The sequence below is a fragment of the Brevibacterium aurantiacum genome, assembly GCF_900169065.1.
Classification (GTDB): Bacteria; Actinomycetota; Actinomycetes; order Actinomycetales; family Brevibacteriaceae; genus Brevibacterium; species Brevibacterium aurantiacum.
In genome coordinates, this window is sequence record NZ_FXZB01000008.1 from 59082 (window position 1) to 74984 (window position 15903).

11 protein-coding genes are annotated in these 15903 nt (G+C 64.9%); 7 read left to right on the forward strand and 4 right to left on the reverse strand.

From position 1 onward, the window contains the following. Positions 1-72: 72 nt before the first annotated feature. Entirely contained in the window at positions 73-1044 is a 972-nt protein-coding gene (locus BAUR9175_RS06955) for an NADP-dependent oxidoreductase (protein ID WP_009884757.1), read from the reverse strand. A gap of 223 nt (positions 1045-1267) precedes the next feature. Then, positions 1268-2239 carry an NADPH:quinone oxidoreductase family protein gene (locus BAUR9175_RS06960; protein WP_009884756.1) on the reverse strand — a complete coding sequence of 324 codons (972 nt, stop codon included), beginning with the start codon at positions 2237-2239 and terminating at the stop codon, positions 1268-1270. A 187-nt stretch (positions 2240-2426) separates the two neighbouring features. Here BAUR9175_RS06960 and BAUR9175_RS06965 point away from each other — a divergent pair, with 187 nt between their 5' ends. From BAUR9175_RS06965 to BAUR9175_RS06980, 4 genes are all read left to right on the forward strand, one after another. Continuing rightward, positions 2427-3461 (forward strand): phosphotransferase family protein, encoded by a 1035-nt coding sequence (locus BAUR9175_RS06965; RefSeq protein WP_009884755.1) that lies wholly within the window; start codon positions 2427-2429, stop codon positions 3459-3461. Continuing rightward, the gene (locus BAUR9175_RS06970; RefSeq protein WP_009884754.1) at positions 3458-4357 is read left to right on the forward strand and encodes an SDR family oxidoreductase; all 900 of its coding nucleotides are present in this window, start codon (positions 3458-3460) and stop codon (positions 4355-4357) included. Before BAUR9175_RS06965 ends, BAUR9175_RS06970 begins: the two co-directional genes overlap by 4 nt. Continuing rightward, positions 4341-5546, forward strand: coding sequence for an acyl-CoA dehydrogenase family protein (locus tag BAUR9175_RS06975; RefSeq protein ID WP_069599841.1), 1206 nt, complete (start codon positions 4341-4343; stop codon positions 5544-5546). Before BAUR9175_RS06970 ends, BAUR9175_RS06975 begins: the two co-directional genes overlap by 17 nt. 69 nt (positions 5547-5615) lie before the next feature. Then, the gene (locus BAUR9175_RS06980) at positions 5616-7352 is read left to right on the forward strand and encodes a class I adenylate-forming enzyme family protein (protein WP_101583340.1); all 1737 of its coding nucleotides are present in this window, start codon (positions 5616-5618) and stop codon (positions 7350-7352) included. A gap of 132 nt (positions 7353-7484) precedes the next feature. On the opposite strand, the gene BAUR9175_RS06985 is transcribed toward BAUR9175_RS06980, so the two are convergent. Beyond that, positions 7485-10133 (reverse strand): AAA family ATPase, encoded by a 2649-nt coding sequence (locus tag BAUR9175_RS06985; protein ID WP_009885263.1) that lies wholly within the window; start codon positions 10131-10133, stop codon positions 7485-7487. Then, positions 10130-11263 carry a metallophosphoesterase family protein gene (locus BAUR9175_RS06990; RefSeq protein WP_009885264.1) on the reverse strand — a complete coding sequence of 378 codons (1134 nt, stop codon included), beginning with the start codon at positions 11261-11263 and terminating at the stop codon, positions 10130-10132. The genes BAUR9175_RS06985 and BAUR9175_RS06990 overlap by 4 nt, the downstream gene beginning before the upstream one ends. A 343-nt stretch (positions 11264-11606) precedes the next feature. Here BAUR9175_RS06990 and BAUR9175_RS06995 point away from each other — a divergent pair, with 343 nt between their 5' ends. The 3 genes from BAUR9175_RS06995 to BAUR9175_RS07005 all read left to right on the forward strand — a co-directional run bounded on the left by BAUR9175_RS06995 (position 11607) and on the right by BAUR9175_RS07005 (position 15796). Beyond that, positions 11607-12479: an ABC transporter ATP-binding protein gene (locus tag BAUR9175_RS06995; RefSeq protein WP_009885265.1), complete on the forward strand. Its 873-nt coding sequence runs from the start codon at positions 11607-11609 to the stop codon at positions 12477-12479. A 116-nt stretch (positions 12480-12595) separates the two neighbouring features. Beyond that, entirely contained in the window at positions 12596-13657 is a 1062-nt protein-coding gene (locus BAUR9175_RS07000; protein WP_069599837.1) for an ABC transporter substrate-binding protein, read from the forward strand. Positions 13658-13660: 3 nt separating this feature from the next. Continuing rightward, on the forward strand, positions 13661-15796 hold the full coding sequence (locus tag BAUR9175_RS07005) for an iron ABC transporter permease (protein WP_009885266.1): 2136 nt from the start codon (positions 13661-13663) through the stop codon (positions 15794-15796). The last annotated feature ends 107 nt before the right edge of the window (positions 15797-15903 follow it).

Below are 15903 nucleotides of genomic sequence, written 5' to 3' on the forward strand. Positions count from 1 at the left end.
CGATAGTGGTTGTGCCGAACTCGATGGTGGCTACGGCCGATTGCGGTGTGGTCCGTCTGCAGTCGGGGCCGCTCAGACCACCGTGAGGACGAGTTTGCCTGCAGTCCGGTTGGTCTGCAGCTGCTCGTGGGCCGCGGCCGCATCGGCCAAGGGGAAGGTATTCGCGATCGTCGCGCTCAGCTGTCCGGATTCGACAAGCTCGGCGATGGCGAGCATCCCGGCGTGGTCGGCCTCGACGAGGATGTTCTCGATGCGCATTCCCTGCGCAGCCGCCCGCTCCGCCATTCCCTCCATCGGAATCGGAATCGTCGAGACCAGGATGCCGCCGGACTTCATGGTCTGCAGCGAGCGCGGCTGATACTCCCCTCCGATCGTGTCGAGGACGATGTCGATGTCATGGGCGGTCTCGGCGAAGTCGACCTCGCGGTAGTCGATCATCTCGTCGGCACCCAGGCCACGGACGAAGTCGTGCTTCGGGGCACTCGCGGTGCCGATCACGTGGGCGCCGCGGGCCTTTGCGATCTGCACGGCCAGATGGCCCACTCCCCCGGCTGCGGCATGGATGAGGACGCGGTCACCCTCGCCCACCTCGGCGGTGTCGACGAGAGCCTGCCACGCGGTCAGTGCTGCAAGGGGAATCGCTGCGGCCTGCACATGGTCGATGTCCTTCGGCTTCGGGACGAAGGCACGGGTCGGTGCGAGAGCGTACTCGGCATGGGCGCCCACCCCGAATGGGTAGGGAAGCATGCCGAAGACCTCATCGCCGGGTTCGAACAGGGTGACGCCGACGCCCACCTGCTCGACGACGCCAGATACATCCCAGCCGAGCACGAATGGAGGTGCCGGCAGAAATGCGCGATGGCCTCGGTGCTTCCAATCCGTCGGGTTCATTCCGGCAGCATGGACGCGGATGAGGATCTGCGACGGACCGGGCTTCGGGATGGGCAGCTGTACCTCGTGGAGGACCTCGGGACCTCCGAGCTCGTCCTGGCTGATGGCTCGCATGGTTGGCTGGGAAGAAGTGTCTGATGTCGATTCGCTCATGGCCCCATCCTCGTGGTTTTCGCTCGCGGACACCAGGGGGTCTGAGGACGCGAGCCGGAGAACTTGACCGCGGGCCCTACGCCTCGCTCGGCAACGCGACCGAGTGGTTCGGCTACGGCCTCTATGCCGGTCTCGGACCAGGGCCACGTTGATCGCACGGCAGCCTGATTTCAAGGATTCCACCGCCGAGGCGGATTCCGCGACGTCGACCGGGCTGGTGGACCTATTCCCCCTTGAGCTCGAGCAGCACCTTGCCCCGCACGCTGCGGGAGTCCAGTTCACCGATGGCCTTCGCCGCTTCGTCGAGTGGGTGCGTGGCATGGATTGCTGGGTTGAGCTTGCCCGCCGCGACATAGTCGGCCACCGCGTCCCATTGTTCGGCGATGTAGTCGGGCCGCTCGCGGGCCGCGGCTCCCCAGGCCACACCGTCGACGGAGATGTTCTTCAGCAGCAGGCGGTTGACCTTGATCGAGGGGATCTCACCGGCGCTGAATCCGAGAACGAGGAGACGACCAAACGGGGCCAGGACACGGGTCGAGTCCGTGAAGCGATCTCCCCCGACGGGGTCGAAGACATAGTCGACGCCGTTCGGGTAGAGCTCCTTGGCTGCATCCTTGAACCCCTCGGCCATGACCACGTGTGTGGCACCGAGATCGCGCACGGTCTCGGCTTTGTCCTCGGTCGACACGACGCCGATGACCTCGAGGCCCATGGCCAGGGCCATCTGCACCGTGGCTGATCCCAGCCCGCCTGCGGCACCGTGGACGAGGATGGACTGCCCCGCCTGCGCCTGCGCCCGGAGGCGCAGCGCGAAGTCAGCGGTGAGCACATTCATCGGCATACCGGCCGCATGGGCCAGGCTGACTTCGTCGGGCACGGGCACCGTCTGCTCGTCGGCGGCGACCATGAATTCGGCGAAGGATCCCTTGCCGGGGATCGCGGCGACGCGGTCGCCGGAGGAGAATCGCGATCCGGCACCGGCTTCGACGACAATGCCGGCGGCTTCGGAGCCGAGGACGAACGGCAGCTCGTGCTTGGTCTGGTACATGCCCCGGGTCTGGAGCAGCTCGGGGAACGTGACTCCCGCATAGGCAACCTCGATCAGGACCTCGCCCGAACCTGGACTCGGACGATCCACCTCGGCGATCTCGACATCGTCCGGACCGGTCAACGTGGCAACGCGAATGGCTCTCATGATTTCCTCACTTCTGGTGAAAGGTGTGTGCTGATGGCAACTGACTGCTTGGTGAAAGAGTGTGGGATGACCCATTCATCACTATCACATTCGGCCGTGACGAGCATCACGATTTCAGCTTGACTCTCACGCCCGGTTTGAATACTGTAAACGAAACTGAACGATTGTTCACTCGGGAGGGTCGACGTTGACCACAGCACCTGCAGGATTCGATACCAGAACCATCGGACGATGGATCTCGGACAGATTCGGGGTCACGGACTTCGACGTCGAAGTCATGTCCATCGGACGCTCGAACCTCACCTTCACCATCACCGTCGACGGACTGCCGCGCTGGGTGATCAGGCGCCCTCCGCTCGGGCACTCCGGGGGAAGTGCCCACAACGTCGCACGCGAAGGCCGGATCATGGCCGCGCTGGGCGACAGCACCGTACCGGTGCCCCACATCGTCGACATCGTCGATGACCCCGAGGTCCTCGATGTGCCCTTCGTGTTCATGGAGCACTGCCCCGGCTTCGCGATCAATGAGCCCGCCGACTGGGCACGCATTCCCGACGGTCCCGGCCCTGACGACAAGCGTTCGTGCGCGTTCGGAATGATCGACACGCTGGCCGCCATCCATCGTGTCGATGTCGACGAGGTGGGGCTGGGGGATCTGCGTCGCCCAGGCGGGCTCATCGAACGGCAGCTGCGTCGCTGGCTGGGCCAGGTCGAGGACATCACACTGCGCGACATCCCGATCATCCGCGAGGTCCACGATGCCCTCCTCGAAACCATGCCGGATCCGGCCCGAAGCCCCGTCGGCCTGGCCCATGGTGACTACAAACCCAACAACATGATCTTCGCCCCTGAGGGCACGGTCAACGCCGTCGTCGACTGGGAGCTGACCGCCATCGGCGAGGTGCTCACCGATCTGGGCTACTTCATCGCCATGCTCACCGTGCCCGAGCAGTACACGAGCATCTGGGTCCCCACCCCGGAACTCGGCTTTCCCACCTCCGACGAGCTCATCGACCGCTACCAGGAGGTCAGCGGCCACGAGGTCCACGACGTCGGCTACTACGAAGCCTTTGCCATGTGGAAACTGGCCTGCATCCGCGAAGGCGTCTACACCCGGCTGCTCACAGGCAAGATGGGCGATCTCGACCTCGACCCGGAAACTGCGGGCGCCGGCGTCGAGGACTTGGCCCGGCAAGCCCTGACCATTCTGGAGAAAGCATGAGCACCGCCGGCGTGAACTCTGCAGCAGGCTCACATGCGGCGGGGGCACGAATCGTCAACGGCACCCGAGCCATCGTCACCGGTGCGGCCGGCGGCATCGGTGCCGCTCTCGCCGCCGAACTGGTCTCCCGCGGCGCCACCGTCGTCCTTGCCGACATCTCCGCCACCGTCGCCGACACCGCCTCAGCACTGAGTACCGACACCGCCTCGGGGTTCGAATCCGGTGCCCACGCTTGGGTCGGTGACGTGTCCTCGGTGGCAGGCATCGACGAACTCATCGCCTTCGCCGACGACCGCCTCGGAGGGGTGGACATGTACTTCGCCAACGCCGGCATCATCGGACCCGGCGAACTGGGCGAGAACGATGCCGACTGGGATGCCATCATCGACGTCAACCTGCGCGCCCACATCCGCGCAGCTCAGGCCCTCATCCCCCGCTGGCAGGAAGCCGGTGAAGGATATTTCGTCGCCACCGCCTCGGCGGCGGGCCTGCTCACCCAGATCGGATCGGCAGCCTACAGCGTCACCAAACACGCCTCGGTCGGCTTCGCCGAATGGCTCGCGCTGACCTACCGCGACGATGGCATCCGGGCCTCGGTGATCGCTCCGATGGGCGTCGACACAGACCTGCTGCGCGCAAGCGGTGCCGACGGGCCGGCACAGGCCGCGGTCACCGAAGCCGGCACGGTGCTCACGCCCGCTGCCGTCGCGAACGTGGCCCTCGATGCCGTCGAGGCTGAGCAGTTCCTCATCCTCCCCCACCCCGAGGTGCTCGATATGTATCGCATGAAGGGCAGCGACTACGACCGCTGGCTGGCGGGCATGAGCCGCTATCAGCACCGACTCAACGAAGCGAACCGACTCAACGAGGAGACCACACATGCTGGAAACGACTGACCGCGGCCGTGACTATCAGGAGCGTCTGACGACGTTCATGGAGGGCTTCGTCTATCCGGCGGAGCCCGTCTATGCCCAGCAGATGGCGGCGGCGAACAGCCCGCACACTCAGCCGCAGATCCTCGAAGACCTCAAGGCCGAAGCCAAGAGCCGGGGTCTGTGGAACCTCTTCCACCCCGATCCCCAGTGGGGGCCGGGACTGACGAACCTCGAGTACGCGCCCCTGGCCGAGATCACCGGCCACAGCATCGAGATCGCCCCCGAATCCATCAACTGCAATGCCCCCGACACGGGCAACATGGAGGTCTTCACCCGTTTCGGCACCGACGAGCACAAGGAGAAGTACCTGGGGCCGCTGCTCGACGGCACAATCGCCTCGGCGTTCGCCATGACCGAACCCGCTGTCGCCAGCTCCGATGCGACGAACGTCGAGATGCGTATGGAGCCCACGGATGACGGGTTCGTCCTCAACGGCCGCAAATGGTTCGCCTCGAACGGCATGCACCCCAATTGCCGAGTCCTCATCGTCATGGGCAAGACCTCCCCCGACGCCGAGGTGCACCGACAGCAGTCGATGCTCGTCGTCCCGATCGACGCCCCCGGTGTCACCGTGGTGCGCAACCTGCCCGTCTTCGGCTACCACGATCGGGAGGGACATGCGGAGATCACCTTCGACAACGTCCGCGTCCCGTCCAAGGACATCCTCAAGGGCGAAGGTGAGGGCTTCGCGATCAGCCAGGCCCGTCTGGGACCGGGGCGCATCCATCACTGCATGCGCGCGATCGGTGCCGCCGAGCGCGCCCTCGAACTCATGGTCAAACGTGCCGATGAACGTGTGACATTCGGTGAGAAGCTGTCGTCTCGGGCGAACATCCAGGAGTGGATCGCCGAGGCCCGGATCGAGATCGATCAGGCTAGGCTGCTGACGCTGCATGCGGCGGACATGATGGACAAGCACGGCAACAAGGTCGCGAAGAACGAGATCGCCGAGATCAAGGTTGTGGCTCCAGCCATGGCGCTGAAGATCATCGATCGCGCGATCCAGGTCCACGGCGGTGCCGGTGTCACGGAGGACTTCCCATTGGCCAGCATGTGGGCGCACATGCGCACCCTGCGCCTGGCCGACGGCCCCGATGAGGTGCACAAACGCAGCATTGCGCGCAACGAGATGAAGAAGTACCGCAAGTAGGCGGATCGGCTGTTCGAAACCCCTTTCAACGATTTCGGCACACCATTCAACGATGAAGGAAGTGAAGCGATGAGCACGTGGGCAGATACCCGTCCCTGGCTGAAGACCTGGGGAGATCTCGCGAACAAGCCGTACACCCTGGAGAAGTCCACGACCCTGCAGGATCTGGCGTCGACCGTGGCCACCCACGGCCGCGAAGAGGCCCTCAACTACTACGGTTTCGGGCTGACCTGGTCCCAGTTCGACCAGTATTCCACTGCGTTCGCGGCCTATCTGGTCGAGCACGGCATCGCTGTCGGCGACCGGGTGGCCATCTATGAGCAGAACACCCCCGCCTTCATGATCGCCACCTACGGCATCTGGAAGGTCGGAGGCGTCGTCGTTCCCCTCAATCCCATGTATCGCGGGGAGCTCGAGCACATCTTCGCCGACGCCGAGGTGAAGGGGCTTGTGGTATCCAAGGCGGCGTTCCTGGGTCGCGTGGCTCCCTATGCCGCGGCACTGCCGGTCGTCGTCCTCAGCGACGACAGGAGTTTCCAGGTCGACGGGCCCGAGGCGATCTTCTCGATGTTCGCTGACCTGCCAGGTGCCCCCGGTGAGAACCCGGGCCCCGACCAGGTGCCGAATCTCCCCGACTTCCAAGCCGTTGTCGAGTCCCGCCTGGACACCGGTTTCACTCCTCTCATTCCCGCTCCCGAGGACGAAGCGATCGTCGTGTACACCTCGGGGACCTCGGGCAAAGCGAAGGGTGCGTCTGCGACTCACGCCTCGGTGTCGAGCAATGCCCGCTACTGTGTCCGGACGCCGACGTTCGAACCCGGCGACGGCTTCCTCACGCTGGCCCCGATCTTCCACATCACCGGGTTCGTCTGCCAGTTCATCGCCGGTGTCAGCGGTGGCGCGCGGCTGATCCTCAACTATCGATTCGATCCGGGCTCCCTTCTCGAACTCTTCCTGCGGGAGAAGCCGACGTATATGGCAGGCCCGGCCACGGTCTACACCGCAATGCTTGCCCATCCCAGCGCGACGGCGGAGCACTTCGCATCGTTCAAGCGGATCATGTCGGGTGGTGCACCCCTGCCCGAGGGCTTGGTGACGAAGTTCGAACAGAAGACCGGCGTCTACATCGGACAGGGCTACGGTCTGACCGAGACCTGTGCGCAGGTGGCGACCGTCCCACCGGGGCTGAGGGCGCCGGTCGATCCCGACAGCGGCAACCTCTCCTGCGGTCTGCCCCAGCCGGACACCATGATTCGCATCCTCGACGACTTCGGTGAGCCCTTGGGCCCGAACGAGATCGGCGAGGTTGCCGTCTCGGGACCTGAGGTCGTCGCCGAATACATCAACAATGAGAAGGCAACAGCCGAGCAGCTCCCGGATGGGGAGCTGCGCACCGGCGATGTGGGGTACATGAACGAAGACGGCTGGCTGTTCATCGTCGACCGCAAGAAGGACATGATCAACGCCTCCGGCTTCAAGGTCTGGCCGCGGGAGTTCGAGGACGTCCTCTACACCCATCCGGCGATTCAGGAGGCAGCAGTCGTCGGCATCCCTGACGAGTATCGGGGTGAGAACGTTGCCGCGTTCGTGACTCTGCAGTCGGGTCCCGAGGCCGATGCCGTCACCGAGGCCGAGATCGTCGAATTCTGTCGCGAGAAGTTGGCCTCCTATAAGGCTCCGCGGCAGGTGACCATCATCGACGAGCTGCCTAAGACCAGCTCAGGCAAGATCCTGCGGCGCACGATTCGTGCCGATGCCGTGGCTGCTGCCGAGGCAGCGAAGGCGGGGGCGGTCGGCTCTGACTGATCCAGAAGCGTTCGCGCGCTGCCAATGATGTCAGCCGGTCACGGCCGTCGTATCCGCTTGATGCGGCGGCCGTGTCTGTCTGCGCAGGGGGCAGCCGTCGGATCCGGCTGGGTCTGCATGCGCGATGCTCGGTTACGTCAGGCTCACAGACTTCGCTCCGCCGAGGCGAGCGAAGCGGTCGGGTTGGCAGGTGAGCAGGATGACCTGGGCGCTCTGGCCGACTGTGGAGAGGATGACGTTGAGTGCGTTGAGACGTTCGGCATCGGCGAAGCCGAAAGCATCGTCGAGAACCACGGGCGCCCCCGAATCGCTGTCGACGAGAGTGGCCACTGCGAGTCGGCCGATGAGCGCCAGCTGTTCCTTCGTCCCTCCCGACAGTGATTCGAAGGGCACTGTGCGTTCGTCCAAAGTGCGTGAGACGATTTCGAGGTCTTCGGAGACCTCGACCGACAGTCCTTGTCCGAAGACCAGTCGGCCCAGCTTCTCAATCTGCTCCTTGAAAGGAGCCACGTACTTCCGCTGGGATTCTTCCTTGTGATTGAGGACAGTGGTGCGCAACAGGTTGATCGCCGTCGCCTGACGGCCTAGTCGTGTCTGCTTCCTGCGGGCCGACTCCATCGTCTCTTCGGCGGCCGCGAGTTTTTCATAGATGCCTTCGCTGGCACGATCGTCGATGAGAGCCGACAGGCGATCGACGTCCTGACGCACTTCTTCTCGCTGTGCTTCCTTGCTGCCGACGAGTTGCCGCACGTTCTGCAGCTGCATCTCCAAGGTCTCGGGATCTGCTGCTTCGTAGGCGACTCTCGCCTCGTCAACCTGCGAGCCCACATTCGTCGCTCGGGCCTCGGCAGACGTCACTTCTTCATCCAGATCGGCGTCAGAATTCGTCTTTCGGGCCTCCGCCAGACTGCTCGTCAGCCGCTCGTGCTGAGTTTCGGCTTCTTTCAGGCTGGTCTGGGCCCGGACCGTCTCCACTCGCGCGTCATCTCGGCTTGTGCGAGTTCGTTCGAGCTCGATGCGAGTGGAGTCCACCGCGGATTGAGCGTCGTCGACGGTCGCCTCGGACTCGGCGACTGCCGTTTCGAGCTCGCTGAGGCTCCGGTCACGAGTCTGGCCGTCCACCTCGGCACCATTCCCAGCTTTGTCATCGGTGCTTGCGCTGGTTCCATCGGCTCCGAGGATCTGCTGTGCGCGAGCGAGCGCGGCTTCAAGCTTGTCGCGCTTGTCCTGGCCCAGGAGCACCTTGAGCGTCGAATCCGCCTCTGCCATGACAGCTTCTGCATCCGCGCGAACGTTGGCATTATCCCGGGCCTGGGACACAGAGTCGATGTCGAGGCGTTCCAGCTCCGCTTCGAAGGCTCCCTTCGCTGAGGTCAGTGCTTTGTCCAACTCAACGGGAGATGCTCCTGGGCGCACGGTGATGTCGGCGACGCCGTCGATCATGATTCGCACGTCCTTGAGTGCTGCGAATTCTCCGCTGTTTCCTTCGCCGAGTTCAGTTCCGTCGATGTTCAGGGCCCGTGTCCCGAGCTGTTTCGCTTCGATCTGCGCTGCGGCGGAGGTCTTCGCGTGCTCAGCAATCCGCACCTCCGTCTCGAGGGAGCTCAGTTTCTCGACGTCCTTGGTCGTGACCGTGATCGATCCGATCGTCGCCTGCGCACGGCTCTTCTTCTCATCATGCTCGCGGATAGCCTCAAGTCGGCGGGTGAGATCGGACTGTTCTGCACGTGCACGGGCTTTGGCCAGGGTTTTGGCAGCAGCCTTCGCCTGCGCACGAGCATCGTCGACTGCGCTCTGCTTCTCCTCGAGGGCCTTCTGGAAGCGATCGAAGTCGGAGTCCTTGTCACCCTGGGCCGATTCGAGCCCAGCGACAGTCTTCCCAGCCACTGTCACCGCGCTCTGGGCATCGGTGGCGTCAGCGATAAGTTGTGTGCGTCTGTCCAGCGCCTCCCGAGCGATCTGTTCATCCCGCTGTGCCGACTTCGCGTGATCCACCGCCTGGTCGAGCACTGCTTTGAGTTCGGCCACCGCCTTCGCCGCCTGCTCGGCTTCATCACGATCGGCGAGGGCCTGTGTCAGCTGGGTGCGCACCGTTTTCAGACGAGCGGCGGCTCGGGCATGGTTGTCGACGAGATCGTCCATGCCACGACTGCGTTCACGCAGTTCCTCGAAGGCAGCTTCGACGACAGGGACCTGAGCGTTGATGTCCTTGTACTCCCCTGTCTCTCTGCCGGACTTGGTGAAGTACTTCAAGTACTCGGCTTCGACCTGGTCGAGGAAGTCATCGTGGTCGGCGACCTCGACACCCGATTCGCTGAGCGCGGAGTGCAGGGCTTTGATCTGAGCCAGCGGAGCTTGTGCCAGACTCTCTCCCTGTGCCACGTCGAGTGCGACGAGGAGATCGACGTCGACAGTGTCGGCGAGGATCGACAGGAACCGATCGTGGGCATCATCGCTGCTCAGCTGTTCGGGCCTGGGTTTGATGACGCTGAGTTCGGTGAAGGGCTGTTTGATCCACCGCTTCCGGTACTTGAGTTCGTAGTCACCGGTGCTCAGGTGCAGTTCCACCTCGGGGCCGGCATCGACGCCGACAGGCTGTGTCTCTTTGACGCTGGCCTTTCGTGAGCTCGATTTGTCCTCCCTCAGATGAGTGATGGCTTCATGGATCGAGGACTTGCCGACCTCATTCGGCCCTTCGACGACGGTGACGCCGTCGCCGAATTCGACGCGGGAGTCCGCGATGCCGCGGTAGTTGCGCAGGTGGATGGAATGGAATTTCATGATCCGCTCCTCGCAAATCGGTACAAGAGCCCCAACGCGTCCTGTGCCGCCGACGCTGATAGGTCCTCCCCTGCGGCCGTCTCCGCCAATTCGTCGAGAGACTCCTGCAGATATCCGCTCAGGCCGAGCCCGGCGAAATCCTCGTCGGCGGCGACCACAGCGATGTCCGTATGCCGCTCCCACAAGGACACGAGGGCGAACAGGTCAGTGGCGTGGTCGAGGATATCGTCGAGTCTCGACTTCGCTGCCGTGGACAGGGTTCCTCTGAGGATGAGCCACACTGCTGTGCTGTCTTTGTCCGGGATGTCTGCCAGCCGCTGTTCGAGGTGGCTGACGTCCTCATCCGAGTTCACGTCCTCCTCTACGACGAGGTAGGACCAGCGGCCGATGTGCATCTTCTCCACCGAACTCGCATGTGACTGTGCATCGATGTCGACGAGGAGAACATTGCCGGGATCGTCCTCCCGCCGGGAAGTCACTTCTGGGGCCCCGGAGTACCAGATGCGCTCATCCACGGCGTAGGTGGCGTGTCTGTCCCCCAGTGCGACGAACTGGGCACGGTCCTCTCGCAGCACGGTCTTGAGGCTGTCGACGTCGATCGTGGCCAGAGATTCGCGGTCGGGGTCCAGAGTGCTCACGGCGCCGTGCCCGGCGATGATGCGCACCTTGCCCGGAGCCGCCTCGGCGAGGTTCTGTGTTGCTTGGGCGACGAGGTCACCTTGCGGACGTTTCGAGAACCAGGGGGCTCCGATGATCTCGACGCCGGGACGGACCTCGAAGGGTTCACTGTCACGCAGGACATGGACATGGCCAGGCTGACGGGAGGTGAAGGCGTGCGAGTCGTAGATGGAGGCGGCGTCGAGAGGGTCGTGATTGCCCGGCAGCAGAACGACGGGCACGGTGAAGGCGGCCAGGACTTCGAAGGTGCGGGAGATGATGGCGCGGTCGAGCTGGTTGGACTCGAACACATCACCGCAGACGACGACGAAGTCGCAGGACTGTTCGGCAGCGATCTCGCCGATGCGCTTGACGGCGTCGAGGCGGGCACGGTGAAAGCGCGGGCGTGCTTCGGTACTGAGATAGTGGGCCGTCATGCCCAGCTGCCAGTCTCCGGTGGCGACGAATCTCATGGGTTCCTCCTTGGCTCTCGCCCATCCTATATATGCACACCCACCCTACGGACAGGCGCTGACGTGAAAGGTGCACGATCACCCGCTGGCCAAACGTGTGGAGGTAGCGCACAAATGACGCACCCTGAGCACGTTTGCCCAGCGGTTCTCGTACGGACCGCCGCCGTGCGGGAGGTGACAGCACGTTTGCCGCACTGCTACGAGGGTGGCTACGGCGAGCGCCGCTGCCGCGAGAGCTGCCGACACTGCGACGCCCACCTGGTGCGAGGCAACCCTAACTTAGGTTAGGCTATGGTTCATGGGTGATTATGATTCTGTCCACGCACGTAGCCGAGACTCGAATATGACGACGTTGCACGCCTCCGGCCTGCACCTGGGATACGAGCGCACACCGGTCGTCCATGACGTGTCGCTGACCATCGCCCCTGGGCGCGTCACCGCACTCATCGGCCCCAACGGCAGCGGCAAATCGACCGTGCTGCGATCCCTGGCACGTCTGCACCCGATCGGCTCCGGTGACGTCACCATCAGAACCACAGGATCGGCCGCCCCGGCCAACCCGGCCGCCCCGGCCGCCCCGGCCACCTCGACCAGAGCACTGTCGGCACGCGAGTTCGCCCGCACGGTCACTCTGCTCTCCCAGTCGCGGCCGCATCCTTCAGGGCTGAGCGTGCGCGAGATCGTCGCCTACGGCCGTCATCCGCACCGTCGCCGGTTCGCCTCACTCACCGACTCCGACAGGGCAGCGATCGACAAGGCCCTGGAACTGACTGGAACCGCGCGAATGGCCGACCGCTCCGTCGACCAGCTCTCCGGCGGCGAACTCCAGCGCGTGTGGTTGGCCACCTGCCTGGCCCAGGAGACTGGGGTCCTGCTGCTCGACGAGCCCACGAATCACCTGGATCTGCGCTACCAGGTGGAAATCCTCGACCTCATGCGCGATCTGGCCGACGACCACGGAACGGCGGTCGGAGTCGTCCTCCACGACCTCAACCACGCGGCCGCCGTGGCCGACGACATCGTCCTGCTCAGCCAGGGCCGGATCCGATCAGCAGGCACCTGCGAAGAGGTCTTCACCGCCGAGGTGCTCACCGAGGTCTACGGGCTCCCCATCACCACGCGCCTGGACGACGACACCGGAATTGTCCGGATCGAGGCGCTGCCCCGCCGTCGTCGCCCTGCCCGTGCCACCGCGCAACTTGCGCGAGCGGTCTGACCGCTCGCGGCCACCAGGAACGGCCCACCGGCCGACAGCTGCCACCGAGCACCACACTCGTCACCACCCAGCACCACCGCCATCATCACTGTCGAACTCATGCTCAGAAAGAAGCCATGTCCCTTTCCACACTGCCCCGGACTCGTCCGCGCAAGCCGCTGCTCGTCCTCGCCTCCGTCTCTGCCGTCTGCGCCCTCGCCCTGTCGGCGTGCGGCACCACCTCCACCGATGCCTCGGCGAAGGAGGACACATCGACATCAACCTCCGGCGACTGCGCCGAAGACTCGAGCACCACCTCGGCGGATCCGGTCTCCGTCAAAGATGACACCGGACATTCCATCGAACTCGACTCCCCCGCAGACACAGTCGTCTCACTCGAATGGCAGTACACCGAGGACCTGCTCTCCCTGTGCGTCGATCCGGCTGCAGTGGCGGATGCACAGGGCTTCACCACCTGGGACACGGCGGAGAAGCTGCCCGAGGACACCACGGACGTCGGCACCCGCCAGGAACCCAACGTGGAATCGATCCTCTCGGCCAACCCCGATCTCGTCATCATCGAGACGACTTCCCGCGATGACAAGATCGTCGGGCAGCTCGAGGACCAGGGCATCCCCGTGATGGCGATGACCGGAGCCGACGGCAAGGATCCGATCGGATATATGAAGGACACCTTCTCCACCCTCGCCGAGGTGACCGGCCGCGGCGAGCGCGCCGACAGTGTCCTCGACGACTTCGATGCCAAGGTCGAGGAGTCGAAGAAGGCGATCGAATCCGCCGACCTCGAGACTGAGGAATTCGTCTACTTCGACGGTTGGGTCAACGGCTCGAACGTGGCGCTGCGTCCCTTCGGTCAGGGATCCCTCTTCGGCGAACTGGGCGAGGAGCTGGGCCTGAAGAACGTCTGGACCGGTGAAGTCGATCCGGCCTACGGTTTGGGACAGACCGACATCGAAGGCATTTCGAAGGTCGGCGACGCGAACTTCTTCTACACCGGAACCGACGATCCCGAGTCCGAGGACTTCGTCGACCTGCTGAAGAAGAACGACATCTGGTCGAACATCCCCGCCGTCAAGGACGAGCGCACCTATGCGTTCCCCTCCGGCATCTGGACCTTCGGCGGACCCAAATCCTCCGAGCAGGCCCTCGACGCCTACGTCGACGCACTGACCAAGTAGCCCATGACCGCACCCACGACGCTGCCCACCACCTCGGCGGATGGCCCCACCGAACGGAGAGGTGCTGCCCCCGCGCGAGGAGTCGGTGCCATCGGTGCCCTCTCGGCCACCGGTGTCCTCCTCGGCCTGGTGCTCGTCCTCGCGCTGCTGTCGGCCTGGCACATCACGCAGGGCACCTCGGGGATCGGTTTCAAGGACCTGTTCGCGGTCCTGACCGGGACCTCCGGCTCTCCCGCCGAGGTGGGTCCGAGTGCGCGTGACATCCTCCTCGGATCCCGGCTTCCGCGCGTGGGAGCGGGGATACTCGTCGGCGTCGCCCTCGGCGTGGCCGGAGCGCTGTTCCAGTCCTTGGCCCGCAATCCGCTGGCCTCCCCGGACACCCTTGCCGTCACGGGCGGTTCGTACTTCGCGGTCACCGTGGTCACGGCCTTCGGGCTTGCGATTCCGATGTGGGCCTCCGGAGGCGTCGCCTTCATCGGGGGTCTCCTCGCTGCGGCTCTCGTCCTCGGGCTGGCCGGTGGTGCGGCGTCGTCGACGACTCGCCTCGTGCTCGCCGGGACCGCGACGGCTCTGGCACTGCAGGCGGGGACGTCGACGCTGCTCATTCTCTTCGCCGAGGAGACGACGAGTCTCTATTCCTGGGGATCGGGCACCCTCAACCAACTCGATGGGACAGCGGCGGTCCGCAGCATTCCCGTCATCGTCATCATCATCGCCGCCGCCATCGCCCTCTCACGACGACTGGATCTGCTCAGCCTCGGCGATGATGCCGCTTCTGTCCTCGGTGTGCCGATCCGCTCCACCCGGGCAGTCGGGATTCTGCTCGCTGTCATCCTCACCGCCACGGCCGTGACCCTGGCGGGGCCGATCGGGTTCGTGGGGCTCTGCGCTCCGGTCATCGCCCGACTGCTCGCCCGCCTGATCCCGGTGCTGGGCAAGCATGCGGTGCTGATTCCGGCCACGGCCCTCATCGGCGCGATCATCGTCATCCTCGCCGATGCGCTGCTGCGTGCCATCGTCGGAGCCACCGAGGCGATCACCCTGCCCTCGGGTGTGACGACGACGGTCCTCGGTGCAGTCGTCCTGGTTCTGCTGGCGCGGTCCATGCGGTCTTCGGGGCCCACGCAGGCGACTTCGGCTGCTCGGTCGCGTGCGCACGGACCTCGTCGCGCCGCGCTCATCATCGCGTTCGCCTCGGTGCTGCTGATCGTCGTGGCGATCCTCGGCCTGCTCACGGGTGAACGGTTCTACCTCCTCGGCGATGTCGTGCTGTGGGCCCAGGACCAGGCGGCACCTGTCATCTCCTTCGCCTTCGACTCCCGGGCCCCGCGTGTGGCCGCAGCGCTGGCGGCTGGTGCTGCACTCGGGTTGTCGGGAACGTTCGTCCAAGCCAGCGCCCGCAACCCGCTGGCCGAACCGGGCCTGCTGGGCATCACCGGCGGTGCCGGGCTGGGCGCAGTTATCGTCGTCACCCTGGTTCCAGGAGCCACCGTCGTCCTCATCTCGAGCGTCGGGGTCCTCGGTGCTCTCCTCGCATTCGCCCTCGTCTACGGTCTCTCGTGGCGCGGTGGGATGAACACCGACCGTCTCGTGCTCATCGGCATCGGCATGTGGTTCGGCTTCACCGCGCTGACCACTCTGTTCCTCATCCGCGCGAACCCGTGGGACACACCGGCCCTGTTCACCTGGCTCTCCGGTTCCACATACGGTCGAGTCTGGGCCGATGTCGCACCCGTGACCCTCGTCCTGCTGGCCGCGATCCCACTGGCCATCGTGTGGACGCGTGAGCTGGATCTGCTGGCCCTCGACGACGATACGCCGAGGCTGGTCGGAGTCCCGCGTGAGCCTGTCCGTCTGGGTGTGCTCATCACCGCCGCAGTGCTCGCCGCAGTCAGTGTCTCCGCGGTCGGCGTAGTCGGATTCATCGGTCTTGTCGCCCCACACGCCGCCCGAGTGCTGGTCGGCAGCCAACATGCCCGTGTGATCCCGACGGCCATGCTCCTCGGCGCGTTGGGTCTCGTCGTCGCCGATGCCGCGGGCCGCACGATCATCGCACCTGCGCAGATCCCTGCCGGCCTCATCGTCGCGCTCATCGGCGCCCCGTACTTCGTATACCTGCTGGCGCGCTCGCGGGCCTGAGTGGCAGGGGGCGCTGCGGCGGTGCGGCGGTGCGCTTGCCGGCATCCGCTTGCCAAACGTGTGGGAGTAGAGCACACATGACGCACCTGTGCATGTTTGGCACGCGA